The sequence below is a fragment of the Cellulomonas xiejunii genome (assembly GCF_024508315.1).
In the GTDB taxonomy this organism is placed as follows: domain Bacteria; phylum Actinomycetota; class Actinomycetes; order Actinomycetales; family Cellulomonadaceae; genus Cellulomonas; species Cellulomonas xiejunii.
Map to the genome: position 1 here is coordinate 3,817,548 of NZ_CP101987.1, position 23,285 is coordinate 3,840,832.

The following is a 23,285-nucleotide window of genomic DNA, read 5'->3' on the forward strand; positions in this document are numbered from 1 at the left end:
GTGGGCGGTGTTCCCGGGGTCCGGCCCCCCGACCTGTCGGAGCTGACCCGCGCCCAGGACCGCATGACGTTCCTCTACCTCGAACGTTGCGTCATCCACCGCGACGCCAACGCGATCACCGCCACCGACGACCGCGGGACCGTGCACATCCCCGCGGCGTCGCTGGGCGCACTGCTGCTGGGACCGGGAACGAACGTGAGCCACGCAGCGATGACACTGCTCGCCGAGTCCGGGTCGACAGCCGTCTGGGTCGGCGAGCACGCGGTGCGCTACTACGCGCACGGCCGCTCGCTCGCCCGGTCGTCACGCCTGCTGCTCGCCCAGGCCGAGCTCGTCACCAACCAGTCCTCACGGCTGCGTGTCGCCCGTGAGATGTACGCCATGCGGTTCCCAGGTGAGGACACGTCAGCGTTGACGATGCAGCAGCTTCGCGGCCGCGAGGGTGCCCGCGTCCGACGGTGCTACCGCGACCAGGCCGCACTGCACGGCATCGCGTGGGACAAGCGCCGCTACGACCCGGACGACTTCAGCTCCGGCGACCCGGTCAACCAGGCGCTGTCTGCCGCGACCACCGCGCTGTACGGCCTCGTGCACGCGGTCGTGGTCGCCCTCGGCTGCTCGCCTGGCCTGGGCTTCGTTCACACGGGACACGTGAGGTCGTTCGTCTTCGACATCGCTGACCTCTACAAGGCCGAGCACGCCATCCCATGCGCCTTCGAGACGGCAGCGGCCGGCTACGCCGACATCGGCGCCGAGACCCGACGCGCCATGCGAGAACGGTTCCGCGACGGCCGGCTGCTAGAACGGTGCAGCCACGACATCCACCGCCTCCTCGGCCCAGAGACCGCCCACGGGGTCGACGACGACGTCGAACCGCAGGTCGTGCGCCTCTGGGACGGCGGGACCAAGACGGTCGCAGGTGGCACGTCCTGGGACGGCGAGGTCGACTGGTGATCGTCCTCGTCCTCACCGCCTGCCCCGACGGGCTGCGCGGCCACCTCACCCGCTGGCTCCTGGAGGTCTCCGCCGGCGTCTTCGTCGGCCACGCCACGAACCGCGTGCGCGACGAGCTCTGGGACCGCACGGTGGAGCTCGTCGGGCGGGGGCGCGCCCTGATGGTCGTCACGGCGCCCACCGAGCAGCGGTTCGAGATCCGCAGCCACGGACACCACTGGACACCCGAGGACATGGAAGGGCTCACGCTCATGCGCCGTGCACCGCCCGCCACCGGCAAGGATGATGGACGCGGACACGGATGGAGCAATGCCGCGCGTCGACGGCGGCGATAGGTGCTGCGAAAGTGAAGTCAGTGAGTGCTGCTTCATGGTGAGTGCGCTAGTCAGGAAGAGTCCGCTCCCCGCGTGCGGGGATGAGCCGTCGGACAGTTGTTCACCCGATGCAGTGACTGCGTCCGCTCCCCGCGTGCGGGGATGAGCCCATCAGGTACAGGCCAGCAGCGAAAGCCACGTAGTCCGCTCCCCGCGTGCGGGGATGAGCCCCCAGCCGGTCCCAGCCGGGTGGGCGAAAGGTTGTCCGCTCCCCGCGTGCGGGGATGAGCCGGTCCGCCGCGCACTGGCCCGCGTCCTGCGGCCGTCCGCTCCCCGCGTGCGGGGATGAGCCCGCCACGACCGGCGTCGAGGTGCCCGACTCCCGGTCCGCTCCCCGCGTGCGGGGATGAGCCCACCACGGACACCGCCTCGCCTGCCGAGACGCTGTCCGCTCCCCGCGTGCGGGGATGAGCCCGCATCGAAGAACGCGCCGACGTCGATCACACCGTCCGCTCCCCGCGTGCGGGGATGAGCCCACCGCGAGGCCGGCCCCTGCGCCGGTCACCCAGTCCGCTCCCCGCGTGCGGGGATGAGCCCGTGGTCCGCTGTCCGAGGCGGCCGGGCTCGTGGTCCGCTCCCCGCGTGCGGGGATGAGCCCGGCGGCGCCCGGTGACCGGCCGCCACGTGGCAGTCCGCTCCCCGCGTGCGGGGATGAGCCGGACTTGACGTCGTCAACGATGCTGATCTTGATGTCCGCTCCCCGCGTGCGGGGATGAGCCGGCACCCCCATGCCCGGAGCGCTCGACCCCAACGTCCGCTCCCCGCGTGCGGGGATGAGCCCGGGCTGATCAGCGGCGCCGGCAGTCTGCTGAGGTCCGCTCCCCGCGTGCGGGGATGAGCCCCGCCTGGCGGACGAGCTCGGGCTGATCCCGTCGTCCGCTCCCCGCGTGCGGGGATGAGCCGTCGACCGCGGCACTCTCGCCGGCGGCCTCGACGTCCGCTCCCCGCGTGCGGGGATGAGCCGTCCGACGACGGCGCCACGGCCGTCTACACCGGGTCCGCTCCCCGCGTGCGGGGATGAGCCCACGCTCAAGCGTCACCACGTCGCGCCGGTGGAGTCCGCTCCCCGCGTGCGGGGATGAGCCGGTGCCGCCGACCAGGCCCACGCCCCAGCGGACGTCCGCTCCCCGCGTGCGGGGATGAGCCCAGACCGTGCTGTCTCTGGCCGGCGACGGTAACGTCCGCTCCCCGCGTGCGGGGATGAGCCCGCGGCCGGCGCTTTCAACGCGAGCGTGACGCAGTCCGCTCCCCGCGTGCGGGGATGAGCCCACGCTGGGGTACTCGGCGCCCGTGTTCGTGCGGTCCGCTCCCCGCGTGCGGGGATGAGCCCAGGCCGAGGGCACCGCCGAGCCCGGCCGTGTTGTCCGCTCCCCGCGTGCGGGGATGAGCCCACCTCAGCACCTCCGCCACCTTTCCGCCACGGGTCCGCTCCCCGCGTGCGGGGATGAGCCCTCGAACGACAGCGGCACCGAGACGACGTGTCGGTCCGCTCCCCGCGTGCGGGGATGAGCCCCCCTCACAGGGCCTAGTCCCGAATGTCCGGTTGTCCGCTCCCCGCGTGCGGGGATGAGCCCGTGGCGCGTTCGGCGTCCGTCCACGACACGAGGTCCGCTCCCCGCGTGCGGGGATGAGCCGTCGCCGGGCCCCGTCAGGAGTTTGTGCAGGCGGTCCGCTCCCCGCGTGCGGGGATGAGCCGAGCTGGACGACGTCGGGCTGACCGGCGAGGCCGTCCGCTCCCCGCGTGCGGGGATGAGCCGGAGGTCCTTCGAGCGAAGGAGTTCCAGGACTAGTCCGCTCCCCGCGTGCGGGGATGAGCCCTGGGCGAACTTCGCGACGGAGAGGGCAGCGAAGTCCGCTCCCCGCGTGCGGGGATGAGCCCGAATGGGCAGCTGTCGGCGCGGGCTCATCGCGCGTCCGCTCCCCGCGTGCGGGGATGAGCCCCAGGGGCAGACGGTGGCCGTCACGCTGCGCCCGTCCGCTCCCCGCGTGCGGGGATGAGCCCTGGCCGCTCGTCGTCGGGATCATCACCGGGCCGTCCGCTCCCCGCGTGCGGGGATGAGCCGGCAGTCGTCCGCCTCACGGATCGCACCGGCCCGTCCGCTCCCCGCGTGCGGGGATGAGCCCTCCTCACCCAGCACGGTGGCGACCGGGGCGTCGTCCGCTCCCCGCGTGCGGGGATGAGCCCCCGTTTTACGTGGCTCACCGCTGCGGCGGAGGGTCCGCTCCCCGCGTGCGGGGATGAGCCGGCCCACAAGTCGACCGCGCGGTAGAACATCAGGTCCGCTCCCCGCGTGCGGGGATGAGCCCGCGGTAGCGACGTGGCGGCGGTGACCGACCGTGTCCGCTCCCCGCGTGCGGGGATGAGCCTCAGGTCGTTGGCCTTGCCGGCCTCGACCACCCGTCCGCTCCCCGCGTGCGGGGATGAGCCCCGGCCGGCCATGGTCACCGTGGAGTACACGCAGTCCGCTCCCCGCGTGCGGGGATGAGCCGGTCTCGACGTGCCCGAGCGGCCCGGTCCGGACGTCCGCTCCCCGCGTGCGGGGATGAGCCCGATGCAGACGACCAGGGATCGTTTCCTGGCGGGTCCGCTCCCCGCGTGCGGGGATGAGCCGGCGATCGAGGTGTCCGTCTGGCGGTGCGCCACGTCCGCTCCCCGCGTGCGGGGATGAGCCGTTGTTCGGCAACGGCGACCCGCGCTCGGCGATGTCCGCTCCCCGCGTGCGGGGATGAGCCCACCGTCCGCAGCATGAAGCCCACGAACGTGCGGTCCGCTCCCCGCGTGCGGGGATGAGCCCCTGATCCAGCCGGCCCTGTCGCGTGCGCTGGAGTCCGCTCCCCGCGTGCGGGGATGAGCCGTGATCCCGCCGGCGGGCATCCCCGCGGCGCGCGTCCGCTCCCCGCGTGCGGGGATGAGCCGCGCACGCGCGGCGCCGATGCGGGCGTGGGTGGGTCCGCTCCCCGCGTGCGGGGATGAGCCGTCGACGTTGCCGGCGGCGAGGTTCGTGACGAAGTCCGCTCCCCGCGTGCGGGGATGAGCCCGCCTCGACACCCTCACCCCCGCCGACGTGCGAGTCCGCTCCCCGCGTGCGGGGATGAGCCCACGATGAGGTTGTTGGTCAGACCCAGCAGGGTGTCCGCTCCCCGCGTGCGGGGATGAGCCCCGCGTGAAGCCGGACTACGCGGACGCCGGCGGGTCCGCTCCCCGCGTGCGGGGATGAGCCGTCGTCGAACACCCGCGAGGCGTCCGTCTCCACGTCCGCTCCCCGCGTGCGGGGATGAGCCGACCGACGGGTCAGCGCCCAGCATCCAGAACTCGTCCGCTCCCCGCGTGCGGGGATGAGCCGCCCACCCGGCCCTAGGGCCCCGACACCCGTAGGTCCGCTCCCCGCGTGCGGGGATGAGCCCATGGCAGCAGCGATCATCGAGGGCCGCGTCCTGTCCGCTCCCCGCGTGCGGGGATGAGCCGGACTTCTCGAGCTGGCCGACCGAGTCCACGGCGTCCGCTCCCCGCGTGCGGGGATGAGCCGTCCGGCAAGCCGCGGTGCCCGATGTGCCGGCGGTCCGCTCCCCGCGTGCGGGGATGAGCCCAGCTCGCTGCCGGTCTCTAGGACAGCCCTGTCGTCCGCTCCCCGCGTGCGGGGATGAGCCGTCGGCAGCGTTCGCCTCGATCTCCTGCCCCACGTCCGCTCCCCGCGTGCGGGGATGAGCCCGACGTGCCCGCGTCCGAACCGACGAGCCCCGCGTCCGCTCCCCGCGTGCGGGGATGAGCCGACACCGTGGTCCTCTCCGCCCTTGGCGATGTCGTCCGCTCCCCGCGTGCGGGGATGAGCCGTACCACGTGGCCGACGTGCGCGGGGAGGCCAGGTCCGCTCCCCGCGTGCGGGGATGAGCCCTCCATTTGGTCGGCGAGCGGGGTGGCGGGGAAGTCCGCTCCCCGCGTGCGGGGATGAGCCCAGGCTGCGAACCTCGGGTTTCTGCTTCTCGCGGTCCGCTCCCCGCGTGCGGGGATGAGCCCCGCGCACAGTCGGCTGCTGAGGTGTGGGACGCGTCCGCTCCCCGCGTGCGGGGATGAGCCGATCAGCGTGCCGTCGTCGGCCCTCACGGGTGGGTCCGCTCCCCGCGTGCGGGGATGAGCCCGGTCAGATCCCCCCCGCGGCGTTGGCGACGATGTCCGCTCCCCGCGTGCGGGGATGAGCCCCGCATCATCGGCGAGCGTGTCGCACGCGCGAAGTCCGCTCCCCGCGTGCGGGGATGAGCCGTTCAGGACGCCCTCGTGGGGGCCGTCGATCCGGTCCGCTCCCCGCGTGCGGGGATGAGCCGTCGTTCTCGGTCTACCTGTTCGGCGCCACCGCGTCCGCTCCCCGCGTGCGGGGATGAGCCGCCCTGGGGCAGGTCGTCGTCCAGGGAGGGCGAGTCCGCTCCCCGCGTGCGGGGATGAGCCGCGACGCACGAGCGGGCACCTTCCAGGTCGTCAGTCCGCTCCCCGCGTGCGGGGATGAGCCCCGCGGCGCCGGCGGGGTGGGCGTCATCGCCTGGTCCGCTCCCCGCGTGCGGGGATGAGCCCGCTTGCCCCTCGGGTGTCACGACCCACAGCCGGTCCGCTCCCCGCGTGCGAGGATGAGCCGGCCGGCGTCGTGGTGTCGTCCGGCGGTGTGCTCGGTCCGCTCCCCGCGTGCGGGGATGAGCCGAAGAGCTCGGGATCGGTCTGTGAGCACAGGCCGTCCGCTCCCCGCGTGCGGGGATGAGCCCGCCACGCCGGCGTCGGCGTCACCGGCGAACGCGTCCGCTCCCCGCGTGCGGGGATGAGCCGTCCGGGCAGCACGCCGGCGAGGTCGGCTGGTCGTCCGCTCCCCGCGTGCGGGGATGAGCCGGGCCGGGTCGTGCACCCCGCGGCCCGCCAGCTGTCCGCTCCCCGCGTGCGGGGATGAGCCGGGCGAGACCGCAAGCATGGGCGTCGTCAAGACGTCCGCTCCCCGCGTGCGGGGATGAGCCGTACGGGGCGTGCTCGGCGGCGACGAGACGGGCGTCCGCTCCCCGCGTGCGGGGATGAGCCCCACGACGGGGCCGGCGAGGCCGGGGGAGAGCACGGGATCGCGTCCGCTCCCCGCGTGCGGGGATGAGCCCCGCACCACGTCGACCTCCAACGCGTCAACGCGATGACGACGTGCCTGTTCAGCACCGAGCCACCGCGCGCAGGCACGTCCGCGCCCTCCTCGCCAGACTTGATTCTGCCGCCGGACGACGAGGCGGACCGCCACGTCATCGGCGGAGCTGCGGTTCCTGGCGCACCCAGCGTCAGGGCTGAGCGGCCTGGCCCCTCAGCGCCCCGGCGCGTCCGGCGCCTTCACCGCCAGCACGGGGCACTGCGCGCCGAGCAGGATGCGCTGCGCGGTCGACCCGAGCAGGAGCTTGCCGACGGGTGAGCGGTGCCGGATGCCGATGACGAGCAGGCTCGCGCCGACCTCGTCGGCGATCGCGACCAGCTCCTCGGCGATGTCCCGTGCGACGGCCTGACGGATCTGCGCCTCGACCCCGAGAGACTCCAGCATCGCTTGCACCTCGCTGACGTCGGCGGAGGAGGCGAACCGGTCGTCGACGGCCGCGGTGCCGGTCGTCGCGTTGACCACGAGCAGGTCCTCGCGGTGCGCGAGCGCCTCGCGAGCGCTCCGCACGAGGGCCGCGTGACCCCGGGCGTCGGGCGTCCAGCCCACGACGACGGTCATCGCCTCACCTCTTCCTCGAGCGCGTCGACCGCGTCCGCGAGCCGTTCCGGTCCCTGCCGGCCGGGGATCAGCCGCAGCACGAGCGGCCACAGGAGCAGGGCCGCGACGACGACGTAGACGATCACCGCGACGGGCTCGCTCCACAGCGCGGACACGTCCCCGCGCGACAGCTGCAGCGCCTGGCCGAGCTGCTCCTCCAGGCGCGGCTCGAGGATCACCCCGACGATGAGCGGCAGCACCGGCACCCCGAACCGCCGCATCGCGAACCCGAGCACGCCGAACAGGACGAGCAGCGCGACGTCGAACCACTGGAAGTTCACGCTGTACGCGCCGAGCACCGCGAAGAACAGGATGCCCGCGTACAGGTACGGCCGCGGTGTGCGCAGCAGCCGCGCCCACAGCGGCGCGAGCGGCAGGTTGATGACGAGCAGCAGCGTGTTGGCGACGAACAGGCTGGCCAGCAGCGTCCACACCAGCTCGGGCTCGGCCTCGAAGAGCTGGGGGCCGGGCTGGAGCCCGTAGCCCTGCATGGCGGCGAGGATGACGGCCGCGGTCGCGGTGGTCGGCAGGCCGATGGCCAGCAGCGGCACGAGGGTGCCGGCGGCCGACGCGTTGTTCGCGGCCTCGGGGCCGGCGACGCCCTCGATCGCGCCCTTGCCGAACTCGTCGCGGTGCTTGCCTGCCAGCCGCCGCTCGGTGACGTACGACAGGAAGGTCGGCATCTCGGCGCCGCCCGCGGGCAGCGCGCCGAACGGGAAGCCCCACGCGGTGCCCCGCAGCCACGGCTTCCACGACCGCCCCCAGTCCGCACGGTCCATCCACGGGCGCCCCACGGGGATGATCTCGAGCGGGCGTCGGCGCAGGTGGGCGGCGACCCACAGGGCCTCCCCGACGGCGAAGATCGCGACCGCGACGACGACGATGTCGATCCCGTCGGCCAGCAGCGGGTTGCCGAACGTGAGGCGCGGCTGCCCGGTGGCGGTGCCGACGAGCCCGATCGTCAGCCCCAGCGCCAGCGCGATGAACCCGCGCAGCCGCGAGCTGCCCAGCACGGTCGTCACCGCCAGGAGCGCGAGGACCATCAGCGCGAAGTACGACGGCGCACCGAGGACGACGACCCACTCGGCGACGGTCGGTGCGAGCGCGACCAGCAGGATCGTGCCGATGGTCCCCGCGACGAACGAGCCGATCGCCGCGGTCGCGAGCGCCTGCGCCGCACGTCCCGTCTTGGCCATCTTGTTGCCCTCGAGCGCGGTGATGACCGACGACGACTCCCCCGGCGTGTTCAGCAGGATCGACGTCGTCGACCCGCCGTACATGCCGCCGTAGTAGATGCCCGCGAACAGGATGAGCGCGGCGCTGGGCTCGACGTTGTACGTGACCGGCAGCAGCAGCGCGACGGTCATGGCGGGGCCGATGCCCGGCAGCACGCCCACGGCGGTGCCGAGCATCACGCCGAGCACCGCGTACAGCAGGTTCTCCGGGGTGACGGCCAGGCTCAGGCCCGTGAGCAGCGCGTCCATCACAGGACCCCGTCCATCACAGGATCCCGTCCAGCACGCCCGCCGGGATGGGGATGCCCAGCCCGACGTAGAACCCGTACCAGGACCCCACCGACATGACCGCCCCGATCAGCAGGTTGCGCACCCAGTGCCGGTTGCCGAGCACCGTCGCGGCGGCGGCGAACAGCAGCGCCCCGACGATCGCCCACCCGAGCACGTCGATCAGCGCGATGGTCGCGACGAGCACGCCCGCCAGCCCGGCCAGGGTGCGCCAGTCCGTGCCCTGGTCGAGGTCGACGTCCTCCCCTGCCTCGCCCTCGGCACGGTCGCCGCGGGCCGTCGCGACCGCGAGCAGCACCGCGAGCACGACCAGGGCGGACCCGATGACGTACCCGAACGCGGCCGGCCGGACGACCTGGTCGGCGAACCCGGGACCCATGCCCGCGGAGTCGACGACCGTCCACACCCCGACGACGGCGAGCACGGCGGCCAGGCCGTACTGCGCGCGGTCCACGGTCGGCGCCGGGGCGTCCTCACCGGGCGCCGTGGCGGCGCGGCCCGCGTCGTCGGCCGCGCTCACAGCAGGCCCAGGTCGTCGAGGGTGGTGGCCACGCGCTCGTCCTGCTCGACCAGGAACTGCTCGAACTCGTCGCCGGTGACGAACGCGTCGACCCAGCCGTTGGCCTCCAGGGTCTCCTGCCAGGCGTCGGTCGCGTGCATCTGCTCGAGCAGCGCGATGTGGGCGTCGCGGACCTCGTCGGGGATGCCGGGCGGTGCCAGCACCCCGCGCCAGTTGGTGAAGACGAGGTCGATGCCGGACTCCACGAGCGTGGGGGCGTCGACGCCCGCGAGCCGCTCCTCGCCCGAGACGGCGAGCACGCGCAGCGACCCGTCGGCGATCTGCCCCTCGAACTCCGCCAGGCCCGAGGTGCCGACGTCGATCTTGCTCCCCAGCAGCGCCGTGGTCAGAGGACCGCCGCCGTCGTAGGAGATGTAGTTGACCTGCGTCGGGTCCACCCCGACGGCCGCAGCAAGCTGCATGGGGAACAGGTGGTCAGGCCCGCCAGGGCTGGACCCACCGCCGACCCGCACGCTGCCGGGGTCCGCGAGCCACGCCGTGACCAGGTCCTCGACCGTCTCGAACGGCGAGTCGGCCGGGACCAGCAGCCCCTCCTGCTCCTCGACGAGCTGCGCGATGGGCGTCGCGCCGCTGACGCGCGCGTCGGACCCGTTGGTGTACGTCGCGCCCACCACGCCCAGGCCCATCGTCATGAGCAGGTCCTGCGCGCCGCGCTCGTTGACGAGCCGCTGCATCGCGACCGTCCCGCTCGCACCGGTCACGTTGCTGACCTCGAACCGGCCCGTCAGGTCGGCGGTCTCCATGACGCGCGTCGCGGCGCGGCCCGTCTGGTCGTACCCGCCGCCGGGCGCGTTGGGGATCATCATCCGCAGCCGGCGGTTCTCGCCGCCGTCGTCACCGCGCGTGACGCCGCAGCCGGCGAGCACCAGCACCGCGACCATGACCGCCGCGAGCACCGCCACCCCGCGCCCGACCGGCCCCGGCCGGTCCGTGACGACCCCCATGCAGAACACCCCCTCGTGCCTGGGTCGATCCTCATCCCTGCGGGGCGGACCGGCACGTCGAGGAGGCGGGCTCCGCCTCAGCCGTCGAGTCGCGGCACCGTGAACGTCCACCCGTCCGCCCGCAGGCGCGGGATCACGCGCCGGACGGCCTCGACCGTCGCACTGCGGTCGCCGCCGCCGTCGTGCAGCAGGACGACGCCACCGGGCTCGATGCCACCGAGCCGCTCGACGAGCACGTCGGCGGGCGGCGCCGGGTCCCAGTCCTCGACGGCGAGCTGCCAGTCGAGCGTGCGCATGCCCAGCTCGGCGGCGACGACGATCGCGTGCCCGTAGTGCCCGAACGGCGCGCGGAAGAACGGGACGGGCGCGTCGGGGACGACCGCGTGGATCGCGTCGAGCGTGCGCTGCAGGTCGGCGCGGACGGCGTCGGGCGGCAGCTCGCCGAGGTCGTCGTGGCGCCACGAGTGGTTGGCCAGCACGTGCCCGTCGTCGACGATGCGCCGCACGAGGTCCGGGTGCGCCTGCACCTGCACGCCGACCAGGCAGAACACCGCCGGCACCTGCTCGCGCGCGAGCAGGTCGAGCAGGTCGACCGTGTCCGGCGGGTTGGGACCGTCGTCGAAGGTGAGCGCCACGGTCGGCGCCACGGGGTCGGTGGGGGCGTACCGGATGACGTCGCCGAGGCCGGGAGAGTCCACGGCTTCATCCTTCCCCACCGCGCGACCCCGCAGTGCCCGCCGACGCGGGTGTCCGGCAGGTGGGCACGCGCGCCCGCGACCCCGGGCGCAGGGACGTCATGCATGCCATCAGCGACGCCAGCCCGGTCTCGCGACCGGCGCGTCCCGGTGGGTGGGACTGCTGAGGGTCAGGCCGTCAGGTAACCGTCCGTCAGCACGACCCGCTCGCCGTCGTCGCCCGTCGCGCGGACCTCGAACGAGCCGTCGGCCACGTCGAAGGTGAGGGTCGCGCGCGCGTCGCCCGCGGACCGCACGAACGTGCCGCGCGTGCCGTCGAGGTCCCACTCGAAGTCGCCGTCGAACGCCGGGTGCGACGAGCGCAGGCGCAGCCCGGCGAGCTGCCCGCGGACGGCCGGGTGCACCAGCGCCGCCTCGATCTCGTCGGCCGTGTAGTGGTGCCGGTTGACGTCGCGCCCGACGCCGGTGGCCGCGAGCAGGTCCATGTCGTTGGACCCGGCAAGCAGGCCCACGTAGTAGACCTGCGGGATTCCCGGCACGAACAGCTGCAGCAGCCGGGCCAGCACGTAGCGCCGGTCGTCGCGCGCCAGTGCGTCGTAGAACGTGCAGTTGACCTGGTAGAGGTCGAGGTTCGACGCGGCCGCACCGGTCGCCTGGCGCGACGTGCCGCCGGAGTTGTCGTGGATCCGCTCGACGAGCGCGTCGATCTTCTCCGGTGCCAGCAGGCCCGGCTCGCCCGGACGCAGGTCGGACGGGCCGACGTCGACGATCCCGATGCCGTCGTGCGTGTCGAGCACGGTGACCGCGTTGGCGGGCCGGATCGCCAGCCACCCGGCCAGCGGCTCCAGGTCGCCCGCGGTCAGCGCGTGCAGGACCAGCGGCGGCAGCGCGAAGTCGTAGACCAGGTCGACCTTGCGGGCGATCTCGATCTGCTGCGTGTGGTGCCCGTGCACCTCGACGAGCACCTCGACGCCCCGCGCCCGCGCCTGCTCGACGATGCGCTCGGTGTACTCGTCGGTCGCGGGCGTCATGAAGCAGTCGGTGCCCGCCTCCTTACCGGTGTACCCGACGGCGTCCAGCCGCAGCATCGTCACGCCGCCCGCCGTGAGCGCGTCGACGACCGAGGTCAGGTACTCCCACGCCTGCGGGGTGCGCAGGTCGATGTCGACCTGGTCGGGCGTGAACGTCGTCCACACCAGGCGCCGCTGCCCACCGAGCGTCATGACCGTGAACGGCAGGCCGGGGCGCGGGCGGTAGATGCGGGCGAGGTCGTCCTCGGACGCGCCGTCCGGGAAGACCGACCCGAGGGTGAGGAACATCGGTGCGTGCGGGGACGCGTCACCACGCTCGCGCACGTCCTGGAACCGCGCGGACTGCGCCGACACGTGGTTGACGATCACGTCGGCCATGACGTCGCGGCCCTGCGACAGCGCCCGCACGTCCTGCCACGTGCCCAGACGCGGGTCGACCTGCGTGTGGTCGCGCGGGTCGAAGCCCGCATCGACGCCGTCGAACGGCGTGTAGAAGGGCAGCACGTGCACGCCGTCGAAGGCACCTGCGAGCGGCCCGTCGAGCAGTGCCCGCAGGCCGGGAAGGTCCCCGGCGAGGCGGTCGGCGTAGGTGATCAGCTGGGGGCCACGGTGGGTCACGGTGAGGCTCCGTCGTCGGTGCGGTCGCGCGGGCCGGCAGGTGCCGGGCCGGGAGGTGGAGGCCGCGCCGCCCTCGGCAGGGGCAGCAGGGGGCGACGCGGCGGTCAGGGGCCGGCGGACGTCATGTCCGGTGCCGGGGTGAGGCGGTCGAGCAGCCGGGCGAGCCAGCGTGCGCGGGCGTGGCGGGCGTCGCGCGACACCGGCGCGTCGGGCACGAGCCCGTCGAACCCGTGGCAGCCGCCGGGCCACACGTGCAGCTCGGCGTCGCCGCCGTCCGTCCAGATGCGCGCGGCGTACTGCACGCACTCGTCGCGGAACGTCTCCGCGGAGCCGACGTCGACGTACGCCGGCGGCAGCCCGCCCAGCGACGTGGCCCGTGCGGCCGACGCGTACGGCGGCGTGGCCGGGCCGCCGGCCGCCTCGCCGAGGTACGCGGCCCAGGCCGTCGCGTTCGCCGTGCGGTCCCACGTGCCGACGCCGGCCATCTGGTGTCCCGACGCGCTGTCGTTGCGGTCGTCGAGCATCGGGCACACGAGCAGCTGTCCCGCCGGCGCCGGGCCGCCGCGGTCGCGCGCCAGCAGCGCGAGCGCCGCCGCGAGCCCGCCGCCGGCGCTGATGCCGGTCACGACGACGCGCTCGGCGTCGAGGCCCAGGGCCGCGGCGTGGTCCGTGAGCCACACGAGCGCCGCGTACGCGTCCTCGACCGCCGCGGGGTACGGGTGCTCCGGGGCGAGCCGGTAGTCGACCGACGCGACGGCCCAGCCAGGTCCCGCCTGCGCGGCGGCCGCGACGTCGTCGGACACCGTCCCCGCGATGAGCCCGCCGCCGTGCAGGTGCAACAGGACGGGCACCGCGCCCTCGACGTCGGGGCGCAGCAGAGCGACGCGCACGTCGCCGTCCGGGCCCGGGGCGGCGTGCCACGTGAGCGTCCGGCGGGCACCGGCGGCGACGTCCTCGAGGACGGGCGGAACGGCCCGCGCCCGCAGCCCGGCGATCTGGTCCGGTGCGAGCGTCGTCACGACGTCGTCCGGCCGTGCCGCCAGGGCTGCGCCGACCGCCGCGTCGAACGGCGGGTGGGTGGGCGGCGTCATCCCTTCAGTGCCCCCTGCATGAGCGCCGAGACGAACTGCCGCTGGAACGCGAGGAACACCAGGAGCGTCGGCGTGAGGATCAGCAGCGAGCCCGCGCACAGCAGCGGGATGTCGGTGCCCCACTGCCCCTGGAACGCGCCGAGCGCGCCGGCCATCGTGCGGTTCTTCGGGTCGTCCACCAGCACGACCGCGAGCAGGAACTGGTTCCACGTCCACAGGAACATGAGGATGCCGAGCGACGACAGCGCGGGCCGCGACAGCGGCACGTGCACGCGCGTGAACAGCTTCCACGTGCTCGCGCCGTCGATGCGGGCGGCCTCCGAGAGGTCCGGCGGCATCGTGACGAAGTGCGCGCGCATCCACATGACGGCGAACGGCATGTACAGGCCCAGCAGCGGCAGGATGATCGCCCACCGGGTGTTGAGCAGCTGCATGTCCCGCATCTGGTAGTACAGCGGGACGATGATCGCCTGGAACGGCAGCGTCAGACCGAGCACGAACGTCAGGAAGATCCACCGGTGGCCCGGCGGGCGCAGGTGTCCCAGCGAGAACCCGGCGAGCGTCGCGATGAGCAGCGCTGCGGGCACGACGCCGAGCTCGATGAGGAAGCTCGACCACAGCAGCGCCCACATGTCGGCGGCCTGGAAGGCGTCGACGAAGTTGGACCAGTACGGGGTCTCGGGCCACGACATGCCCGACGGGTACGTCCCGGGCTTGTGCAGCGCGGTGACGAACAGGCTGATGAAGGGGACGACCGTCACGGCCATCAGCAGGATCAGCAGGGCGCGGCCCAGCCACGCCTCACGGCGGGAGACGATCATCAGTCCTCCTCCTTCGTCAGACGCTGGATCGGCAGCACGACGGCCAGCACGAGCGCCATGAAGACCACGGCCAGCGCCGAGGCCTGACCGACCTCGCGGGAGAAGAACCCGAGGTAGTAGATCTCCAGGCCGGGGACGAGCGTCGAGTTGGCGGGCCCGCCCTGCGTGGAGATGTAGACGATGTCGAACGCGGCGAGCGCCGCGATGACGGTCACGGTGACGCACACGCCGATCTCCTGGCGCACGCTCGGCAGCGTGATCGCGAAGAACTCGCGGATCGCACCGGCACCGTCGATGCGCGCGGCCTCGAACAGGGCCGGGTCGATCTTCGTCATGCCGGACAGCAGCAGCAGCAGGCACAGGCCCAGGGCGACCCAGGCACCGATGACGCCGACGGCACCGAGCGCGGTGCTGGTGTCACCCAGCCAGGCGCGCGTGATCGAGCCCAGGCCGACGGCGCGCATCAGCTCGTTGACCACGCCGTCCGTGGCGAGCATCCACGTCCACATGATGCCCGCCGCGACGAGCGGGATGACCTGCGGCAGGAAGAGCACGGTGCGGGAGACCATCGCGAGCCGGCTCGCCGCGAACTTGCGGATCGTGGCCGCGGTGAGCAGGCCGAGGATCACCGGGACGAAGCTGAAGTAGATGATCAGCTCGAGGGCGTTGACGATCGACGCGAGCAGCTCGGGCTTCTCGACCAGGCGGGTGTAGTTCTCCGCCCCGACGAAGGTCGAGGCGCCGACGCCGTTCCAGTCGTAGAAGGAGTACTGCACCGTCAGGACCAGCGGGCGCAGCACGAAGAGCACGTAGAAGAAGGCGGCCGGGACCACGAGGCCGAGTGCGGCCCAGCCCCGGCGCAGGCGCCGCGCCTTGAGGGCGCGGCGCCTGGCCTCGAGGCTGGTCGACGCAGTCGCGACGACCTCGCGGCGACCGGGTGCAGCGGTCGTCCGCGTCTCGTTCATCAGCCGTTGACGTCGTTCTCGTAGTCGGCCTGGACGGCGGTGAGGAGACCCTCGGCCGTCTGCTCGCCGGCAACGAGCTTCTGCAGGTTCGGCGTCCAGCTCTTGGCGTAGATCGCGCCGGTCGCGTTGGCGATGAACTCCATCGCGCCGTTGTCCTCGGCGATGGTGGCGCCGGCGGACAGGGTCTGGCCGGTCACGGAGTCGGCGTCGACCTCAGGCATGAAGGCGTCGGCCGGGCCCATGGGGTGCGAGCCACCGATCTCGACGGCGAGCGTGCGGGCGTCGTCGTTCGTGGCGATCCAGTCGAAGAAGAACGCGGCGCACTCCGGGTTCGCAGCCTTGGACGAGATGCCGAACGTCAGCGGGGCCGACATGGCGCCGACCTTGCCACCCTCCTCGAGCGGGGGCATGAGGAAGAAGCCGACCTTGCCCGCCATCTGGGTGTCGAGGTTGCCCGACTCCCAGTCGCCGTTGAAGGTGAACAGGCTCTTGCCCTCGATGAACTGGCCCATCATCTGCGAGTAGTCGAGCGAGTTGATGTCGTCGGCGAAGTAGCCGGCGTCGATCCACTTCTTGAGGTGCTCGGCCGCCTTGATGTTGCTCTCGGTGTCGATGCGCGCGCCCGGCTTCTGGAAGGTCCAGTCGTTGATCGGGTCGACCGAGCCGTAGGACGCCATGAGGAGCTGCAGCGGGAACGCCAGGCCACCGGTGGCGCCACCGTTGAACTGGTTGGACGGGGTGATGCCGGCGTCCTTGGCCTTCTGCATCCACTCGTCGAGCTCGGCGAGCGTCTTGGGCGCCTCGGTCATGCCGATCTGGGCGGCGAGCTCGGTGTTGTAGAAGACACCGGTCATCGAGTAGTTCTTGCCCATGGCGTACAGGGGGCCGTTGCCACGGCGGCCCTCCTCGTCGACCCGCATCTGCGCGAGCTGCGAGGCGGGCCACTCGTCCCAGCCGAAGTGCGCCGCGGCCTCGTCGAGGTTGTAGAGCAGGCCGTCGCCGACGAGGTCGGACATCTGCGGCAGGCGCATGAGGTCCGGCGGGTTGTCGGCCAGGACGCGGGGGGCGTTCTGCGTGATGACGGCGAACTGGTCCTCGCGGACGTCGAACGTGACGTTCGGGTACTGCTTCTCGAACTCCTCGAACAGCGCCGCGGAGAGCGGGAAGCCGGTCTCCAGGTACGCGTCGATCGTGACGTCGTCCTCGCCGCAGGTCCAGTCACCTGCGGCGGTGGGGGCGGCGGCGTCCGGGGTCGCGTCGTCGTCCGTGGTGCTGCCGGGGGCGCTGCAGGCCGTGAGGGCGAGGATGCTCGCCAGGAAAACGGACGAGGCCGCCGCTACGTTGCGGGACCTTCCAGTCGATCGAGACACCAGTGTCTCCTTCTCGTCGATCCGGGGCCCGGGGGGCTCGGGCCCGTTGCTAAATCGTCTTAGCACCGTCATGCTCGCCACTGGCAACCCCGAATGTCAAGGCAGGTCAGGTCACGAAAACGTGACGACGCGATAACGACGGAGGACGACTCGGACAGATGTCCAGGAACGGCCCGGCGGGTACACGCCCGCTGGCCGGACGCCCCTAGGATGCGCAACGACGGAAGGACCGATGGTGACCCGACGTGTGACGCTCGCTGACGTGGCCCGCGCCGCCGGGGTCTCGTCGACGACCGCCTCGCTGGTGCTGTCCGGCCGCGGCTCCGAGCTGCGGATTTCGCAGGCCGTGCAGGAGCGCGTCCGTGACGCGTCGGCCGAGCTGGGGTACCGGCCCAACATCGTGTCCGTCGGGCTGCGCAAGGGCACCACGCGCACCCTCGGCCTCGTGTCCGACACGGTCGCGACGGGCCAGATGGCCGGTGACATGGTCAAGGGCGCCATCGAGACCGCGCGCGACCACGGCTTCATGCTCTTCATCGGCGAGACCGAGGGGGACCCCGACATCGAGAGGACCCTCATCGACGCCATGCAGGACCGGCGCGTCGACGGGATCATGCTCACCTCGATGTTCACCCGCACGCGCGAGGTGCCCCCCGCCCTCGAGCGCGTCCCCACCGTGCTGCTCAACACGCTGCCCGCGGGTCCCACACGCGCACCCGCCGTGGTGCCCGACGAGGTCGAGGCCGGACGCGCCGCCGCCCGCCTGCTGCTCGACGCGGGCCACCGCGACATCCACCTCGTCGGCGCGGGCCCCGATGCCGGCGACGTGCCGCCCGACACGGTCGCGGGCGTCGAGCGCCTCGCCGGCATCCGCGAGGTGCTGCACGCGGCGGGCCTCGAGCCCGCGTCGAGCCACCTGTGCGACGACTGGACGCCGCCGCAGGGCTGGGCCGCGACCCACGACCTGCTCGCGCACCACCCGCGGCCGCGCGCGGTCATCTGCTTCAACGACCGCCTCGCGTTCGGCACGTACCAGGCCCTGCAGGAGAGCGGCCTGCGCATCCCGGACGACGTGTCGGTCGTGTCCTTCGACAACTACCCGATGGCCGACTGGCTGCGACCGGGCGTCTCGTCGTTCGCGATCCCGCACGAGCAGCTCGGCCGACGCGCCGTCGAGCTGCTGCTGGCGGAGATCGCGGGTGCCGGCGACGGGCCCGCCGTGCACCGCCTTCCCCTTCCGCTGCACACCCGAGGGTCGGTCGCGCCGGTCTGAGGCCGTGCCGCACGGGCCGACGCTGGGGCGTCAGGCGACCTGTCGACGTGCCCGCGCGCGCACGACCCACCACACGACGCCGGCGACGAGCGCGCCGAGCCCCGCGCCCCCGAGCCCGATCACGACGAAGACCCCCAGCACCGTGCCGCCGATCGCGCCGAAGAACGGGGCGAACGGCCGGTCCGGGGCCAGCGCCACCCAGGCGCCGTCGACGCCCGCCGGCGGGACGACCATCTGGTACGTGCCGGTCTGCGGGGCGAGGAACGCGCCGACGGTCCCGGCGCGCAGGTCCCCCATGCCCTCGTTCATGGTCACGCCCGGGGAGTCGTCCGCGCGGATCACCTCACCCGACGGAGCCTCGAGCAGGACGTCCTCCTCCAGGCTCGGCGACTCGCCGTCCCGGAGGGAGTCGCGCGGCACGACGAGGTAGACGGCGTAGCGCTCACCGGCGGTGAGCTCGACGCTCGCCGCCCCCGGCGCGGGCGCCGACGCGAGCACCGCCGCACCGGGCTGCCCGTCGAGCGTCAGCACGTCGGACCGCACCGCGCCGAGGAAGACCCCGGCGGTGACGACGGCCGCGATCAGCGTCCCGACCAGCAGGACCACACCGGCGCCCGTCAGGACCACCGGCCCCACCAGGGAGGTCTTTCGCGCCGGCGGCTGCGGGGGGACGGGCTGCTGCCACGGTGCGCTCACGACGCCGAACGTACCCCTACCGGGTTCCGTGCGTGGGACCGGCGCGTCAGATCGACGCCACCCACAGCCCGTCGCGCGCCCGCGTCATCGCGACGTACAGCTCGCGCATCCGGAAGTCACGACGCTCGCGGTCCACGTCGTCGAGCTCGTCGATCTTCTCCATGACCCACGACGCGTACAGGTCGACGACGAGGACCTGCTTGAACTCCAGGCCCTTGGCACGCTTGATGGTGCCGACCTTCACGCGGTTGACGGGCACGCCGTCGTACTTCTCAAGGTTCACGACGGGCACGCCCGCCTTCTTGAGCGCCTCGGTCGCCGCCTCCATGCCGCGGCGCGAGAGCGACAGCACGCCGACGTCGCCGAAGTTGGTGCCCACCTCCGCGACCACCTCGTGCACGCGCTGGACCATGCGGCGCTGCCGGTCGGCCTCACCCGCGCAGCGCACGTACACCGGCTTGGGCCCGGTGCGCGGCACCTGCGTGGGCCGGTCGCCGCGCGCGCTGGCACCCTCGATGTCCGCGAACACGTCGTCCTTGACCAGCAGGGATGCGAACTGCAGGATCTCCCGGGTGTTGCGGTAGTTGACGTCGAGGACCGTCCCACGGCCCGCGACGGACACCCCCGCCTCGGCGAGCGTGAACCCGCCCGGGTAGATCGTCTGCTGGCCGTCGCCGATGAGCGTCAGGCCGTCGGGGACGTCACCGACGAACGCGTGCAGCATCCGGATCATCATGCACGTGAGGTCCTGCGCCTCGTCGACGACGACCGCGGTGTACCGGTCGGTCGACGGCTCGCGCCGCAGCTCGGCCTCCGCCAGGGCGATCTGGTCGGCGAAGTCGTGCACGCCGCGGTCCCGCAGCTCCGCCTCGTACGCCTCGTACAGGTTCCACACGACGCGCCGCTGCTGCGGCCCGAGCCGGTGGCGGCGGCCGAGGCGCGGCAGGTCGGCGTACTGCTCCCAGCGCGTCAGGCCCCGGCCCTTGATGACGTAGCTGACCTCGTCGTGCCAGTACTCCTGCTCGTGGCGGTCCGTGTCGATGATGCTGCCGCCCGCGACCTTGCCCCACGCGGCCGTCCACGCCGACGCGATCTGCCGGCCGTCGATCCGGTGGCTGACGCCCCGCTCGTCGAGGATGCGCTTGGCGGTCTCGTGCACCCCGGCGAACTCGACACGGTCGACGACGTCGGGCGCGAGGCGCGTCAGGAGCTGGCGCAGGACGTCGGGCAGGGTGCGGATGTACGTCGTGACCAGGACCTTGCCCTGCCGGGTGCGCGCCAGGTACGCGGCGCGGTGCAGCCCGACGACCGTCTTGCCGGTGCCCGCGGCGCCGCGGATCCGCGCCGGCCCGTTGTACGACCGACGCACGATCCGGGCCTGCGCGGGGTGCAGGAAGGCCATCCACTCCTCGACGGGCTCGGCCATGAGGCCCTCGAGCATCGCCTGCTGCACCTCGGCGTCGCTGAGCAGCGGCACCGGGCCGCGCGGCGCCGGCAGGACCGGCTCGGGCAGCGTCGTGCTGACGGGCGCGGGGGCACCCACGTGGGTGAACCACTCGAGGCACCGCGCGAGCACCGCGTCGACCTGGCGGGGTCCCAGCCGCGAGCCGCGGCGCGCGATCTGCCGCAGCACGTCCCGGTCGCCCATGACGTGCACGGGCCCGACGCGCTCGTCGACGCCGGAGCGTCCGGCCAGGACCGCCACGGCGTGCACCTCGCCGGGCGCCAGCCCGACCTCCGCGAGCTCGGCCTCGGTGCGGTACGCGAGGTCGGCGAGCGTCATGAGGTCGTCGGTGACGTCCTCCTGACCACGGTGGATGCGGTCCCCGGCGATGGTGACGTCCGCCCAGGCCTTGGTGTCGACGATGAACACGCCCCCGGGCCCGACGACGACCATGTCGACCTGCGCGCGTCGGCTGCCCGGCCACTGCCGGTCGGCGAGCAGGTGGTAGCCGGCGGCGGCGAGCGGTGCGAGCGCGGCAGCGGTGCGCTGCTCGGTCGCGGACGCGACGCCGTAGCGCGACGCCGTCGCCCGCGCGTCGACCGCGGCCTTCTCGTGCGCGGCGGCGAGCGCGAGCTGTCTGCTCGCCTCCTGCGCCGCGGAATCCCCTGCAGCCATGCGTCGTCGTTCCTCCCGCTGTCGGACTCCCCTCTATCGGTCGGGCGGTGACCCGCCATGAGGTCACGGCCGACGGACCACCCTGACGTGTCGGGAGCGTGCGTCAGGGGGTCGCGGACGTGCGTGCCGGCGCGCGGACGGCCAGCCGCGGCACGATCGCCATGGCCGGCACCAGCATGAGCGCGGGCACGAGGAAGGCCGGGCCCAGCCCGGTCACCTCGGACAGCAGGCCGATCACGACGGCGCCGAGCAGCGCGCCCGCGTAGTTGAAGAGGTTGATGCGGGCGACGACGTCGTCGAGCCGCGCGGGCGCGAGCTCGCCCGCCGCCGAGAACGCGAGCGGCACGAGCGTCCCCGCGCCGATGCCCGCGAGCGCGAACCCGACCACGGCAGCGCCCGGGCTGGGCACGAGCGCGACCACGAACAGCCCGACGGCGGCGACGGCACCCGTGGGTGCCGCGACGCGCACGCGGCCGTAGCGCCGGACCAGCGGGTCGCCCGCGAGACGCGCGAGGAGCACCGCGCCCTGGTAGGCGGCGTAGCCGAGGGGCGCGACGGTCCCCGACGCGAGGAGCTCGTCGTGCAGGTAGATCGTGCTCCAGCTGCTGACGGCGGAGTCGACGACGAACGCGACCGCGACCAGCGCGCCGAAGAGCCAGATGCCCGCGCGCGGCAGGGGGGTGCGCGCGGGGACGGCCGGGGCGTCGGGCGGGGCGACGCCCGTGCGCGCGCCGGGCGCGATGCCCTCGACGTGGTGCGGCGCGGCCTCGACGCCGTCGTGCACGCCGGCCGAGGGCGCGTGGGGCGTCGTGCTGGGCAGGAGCGAGGGCCGCACGGTGAGCGCCACCGCGGCCGCGACGACCACCGCGACCACGAGCGCCGTCACCGGACCGGTCGTCGCGCCGAACCGCGCGAGGCCCGACTGCGTGAGGGCCGCGAGGATCGCCGCGACGGTCAGGCACGCGAAGAGCGTGGAGAGGATGGAGCGACCGACGCGGTGCTGCAGCGCCACGCCCTGCATGTTGGACGACGCGTCCACCATCCCGAGCCCGAGCGCGAACACCACGAACGACGCGACGAGCGGTGGCACCGACGTCGCGGCGGCGACGGACGCCAGGCCGACCGCCTGGGCCAGCAGCCCGACGACGACGCCCGTGCGGCTCGACCAGCGACGCGCGACCCGTTCCGCGGTCACCGAGCCCGCGGCGGCCAGCAGGGCGCCCATCAGCAGGACCAGCGCGATCGTGTCGTCCTCGATCCCCGTGCGGGCCTTGAGGCCCGGCAGCGCGGTGACGACGGTCGCGTACCCGAAGCCCTGCGCCGCGTAGGCGGCGCCCACCGCCACCTGCGCACGTCTGACGGCAGCATCCTGCATCGGTCCCCCTTGTCCCGGGTGCCTGCCTACGGCACGGACGTGACCCTATGGCGTGCGCGCGTCCGGCGCGCGCGATTCGACGACCGCATGTGGCCCGGCGTGGACCGCCCGGCCGGAACCTCAGGTCGGACGGCGGACGGGCCGATACCGAGGCATGAGGTCGAGGTGAGCACCGGCAACGAGCCGACCGCCACGCGTCACGGGTCGTCCGTGGCGCGGACGGGCGCGCGCCGCGGCCTGCCGTCGTGGGCGCGGCAGCGGGCCCTGACCGACGCGCTCGCGGCCGACGCCGTGGCTGCGGTCCTGCGCGACCTCGCACCGGACGGCTGGACGATGCCCGACGACGTGCACGGCCTGGTCCCGGCACGGGACGGGCCGGACCACGTCGTGGTCGGACCAGCCGGGATCGTGGGCGTGGGGCCCGGCGGGGTCGTCGTCGTGGCGGTGCGGTCGCAAGCGGGCGCCCAGGAGGCTTCCGACACGACCCGCCGCGCGGTGGCCGCGCACGCGGCGGACGCCGCGGAGGCCGCCGCGGAGGTCGCGACCCTCCTCGCGCCGCGTCACCGCACGGCCGTGCGGGCGCTGGTGTGCCTCACGGACCACGCGCCGTCGGCGGCCGACGGGGTCGGCGCGGTCGACGTGGTCGGCGCAGTCGGCGCAGTCGACGTGGTGCAGGGTGTCGCCGTCGTCGGGATCGGCGACCTCGCGGCGCACCTGCGGGCGCTGCCACCGCGCCTGCACCCCGCCGACGTGGCGGGCCTCGCGCAGCACCTGACCGTCCTCCCCGGTGGGCCGCGACCCCCCGACGTCCTGACGACGGCGGCGCTCGAGACGGACGCCCGTGTCGCGCGCCGCCGCGTGGTGCGCCCGGTCGTGTCCGGTCGCCCGGCCGAGGCACCGGGGCACCACCGCGCCGAGCACCCGCGCACGGACCGCCCGCGCAGCGACCTCAGCGGTCGCCGGCTCGGCCCCGCCGGGCTCGCGCTGCGGGCGGGGGGCGTCGCGACCGTGGCGTGGCTCGCCTGGGTGCTCACCACGGCGCCGCTCGGCCTGGTCTGACCCGCCACGCCGCGACGGGCGGGCGGTCGCGCGTG

Annotated in this window: 17 protein-coding genes and 1 CRISPR repeat array; of the genes, 4 read left to right on the forward strand and 13 right to left on the reverse strand. The window is 73.8% G+C overall.

Going from position 1 to position 23,285, the window contains the following annotated elements; genetic code table 11:
• Positions 1-954 (forward strand): type I-E CRISPR-associated endonuclease Cas1e, encoded by a 954-nt coding sequence (gene cas1e / locus NP048_RS17515; RefSeq protein ID WP_227578844.1) that lies wholly within the window; start codon positions 1-3, stop codon positions 952-954.
• Complete coding sequence (cas2e, locus tag NP048_RS17520) at positions 951-1,289, forward strand: type I-E CRISPR-associated endoribonuclease Cas2e (RefSeq protein WP_227578843.1); 339 nt, start codon at positions 951-953, stop codon at positions 1,287-1,289. Before cas1e ends, cas2e begins: the two co-directional genes overlap by 4 nt.
• A 59-nt stretch (positions 1,290-1,348) precedes the next feature.
• Positions 1,349-6,451: a CRISPR direct-repeat array (repeat unit 28 nt; unit sequence GTCCGCTCCCCGCGTGCGGGGATGAGCC).
• A gap of 195 nt (positions 6,452-6,646) precedes the next feature.
• Here the strand turns inward: cas2e and NP048_RS17525 are convergent.
• The 10 genes from NP048_RS17525 to NP048_RS17570 all read right to left on the reverse strand — a co-directional run bounded on the left by NP048_RS17525 (position 6,647) and on the right by NP048_RS17570 (position 16,728).
• Positions 6,647-7,051: a universal stress protein gene (locus NP048_RS17525; protein WP_227578842.1), complete on the reverse strand. Its 405-nt coding sequence runs from the start codon at positions 7,049-7,051 to the stop codon at positions 6,647-6,649.
• A complete protein-coding gene (locus tag NP048_RS17530) occupies positions 7,048-8,574 on the reverse strand; it encodes a tripartite tricarboxylate transporter permease (protein WP_227578841.1) in 1,527 nt (508 codons plus the stop codon). Before NP048_RS17530 ends, NP048_RS17525 begins: the two co-directional genes overlap by 4 nt.
• A 16-nt stretch (positions 8,575-8,590) precedes the next feature.
• On the reverse strand, positions 8,591-9,133 hold the full coding sequence (locus NP048_RS17535; RefSeq protein WP_227578840.1) for a tripartite tricarboxylate transporter TctB family protein: 543 nt from the start codon (positions 9,131-9,133) through the stop codon (positions 8,591-8,593).
• A complete protein-coding gene (locus tag NP048_RS17540; RefSeq protein ID WP_227578839.1) occupies positions 9,130-10,137 on the reverse strand; it encodes a Bug family tripartite tricarboxylate transporter substrate binding protein in 1,008 nt (335 codons plus the stop codon). Before NP048_RS17540 ends, NP048_RS17535 begins: the two co-directional genes overlap by 4 nt.
• Before the next feature lie 77 nt (positions 10,138-10,214).
• Positions 10,215-10,835 carry a polysaccharide deacetylase family protein gene (locus NP048_RS17545; protein ID WP_227578838.1) on the reverse strand — a complete coding sequence of 207 codons (621 nt, stop codon included), beginning with the start codon at positions 10,833-10,835 and terminating at the stop codon, positions 10,215-10,217.
• Positions 10,836-11,002: 167 nt separating this feature from the next.
• On the reverse strand, positions 11,003-12,481 hold the full coding sequence (gtfA, locus tag NP048_RS17550) for a sucrose phosphorylase (RefSeq protein ID WP_227578837.1): 1,479 nt from the start codon (positions 12,479-12,481) through the stop codon (positions 11,003-11,005).
• Between the two features lie 104 nt (positions 12,482-12,585).
• The gene (locus NP048_RS17555; protein WP_227578836.1) at positions 12,586-13,572 is read right to left on the reverse strand and encodes an alpha/beta hydrolase; all 987 of its coding nucleotides are present in this window, start codon (positions 13,570-13,572) and stop codon (positions 12,586-12,588) included.
• The gene (locus NP048_RS17560; protein WP_227578835.1) at positions 13,569-14,393 is read right to left on the reverse strand and encodes a carbohydrate ABC transporter permease; all 825 of its coding nucleotides are present in this window, start codon (positions 14,391-14,393) and stop codon (positions 13,569-13,571) included. Before NP048_RS17560 ends, NP048_RS17555 begins: the two co-directional genes overlap by 4 nt.
• The gene (locus NP048_RS17565) at positions 14,393-15,358 is read right to left on the reverse strand and encodes a carbohydrate ABC transporter permease (RefSeq protein ID WP_227578834.1); all 966 of its coding nucleotides are present in this window, start codon (positions 15,356-15,358) and stop codon (positions 14,393-14,395) included. Before NP048_RS17565 ends, NP048_RS17560 begins: the two co-directional genes overlap by 1 nt.
• On the reverse strand, positions 15,358-16,728 hold the full coding sequence (locus NP048_RS17570; RefSeq protein WP_227578833.1) for an ABC transporter substrate-binding protein: 1,371 nt from the start codon (positions 16,726-16,728) through the stop codon (positions 15,358-15,360). The genes NP048_RS17565 and NP048_RS17570 overlap by 1 nt, the downstream gene beginning before the upstream one ends.
• Before the next feature lie 232 nt (positions 16,729-16,960).
• On the opposite strand from NP048_RS17570, the gene NP048_RS17575 reads away from it, so the two are divergent.
• The gene (locus NP048_RS17575; protein ID WP_227578832.1) at positions 16,961-18,001 is read left to right on the forward strand and encodes a LacI family DNA-binding transcriptional regulator; all 1,041 of its coding nucleotides are present in this window, start codon (positions 16,961-16,963) and stop codon (positions 17,999-18,001) included.
• Between the two features lie 30 nt (positions 18,002-18,031).
• Here NP048_RS17575 and NP048_RS17580 read toward each other — a convergent pair whose 3' ends face one another.
• From NP048_RS17580 to NP048_RS17590, 3 genes are all read right to left on the reverse strand, one after another.
• Positions 18,032-18,697, reverse strand: coding sequence for a hypothetical protein (locus NP048_RS17580; RefSeq protein WP_227578831.1), 666 nt, complete (start codon positions 18,695-18,697; stop codon positions 18,032-18,034).
• 46 nt (positions 18,698-18,743) lie between these two features.
• Positions 18,744-20,816: a nuclease-related domain-containing DEAD/DEAH box helicase gene (locus NP048_RS17585; protein WP_227578830.1), complete on the reverse strand. Its 2,073-nt coding sequence runs from the start codon at positions 20,814-20,816 to the stop codon at positions 18,744-18,746.
• Between the two features lie 103 nt (positions 20,817-20,919).
• Entirely contained in the window at positions 20,920-22,191 is a 1,272-nt protein-coding gene (locus NP048_RS17590) for an MFS transporter (protein ID WP_227578829.1), read from the reverse strand.
• Between the two features lie 165 nt (positions 22,192-22,356).
• On the opposite strand from NP048_RS17590, the gene NP048_RS17595 reads away from it, so the two are divergent.
• The gene (locus tag NP048_RS17595; protein WP_227578828.1) at positions 22,357-23,250 is read left to right on the forward strand and encodes a hypothetical protein; all 894 of its coding nucleotides are present in this window, start codon (positions 22,357-22,359) and stop codon (positions 23,248-23,250) included.
• Positions 23,251-23,285: the final 35 nt, after the last annotated feature.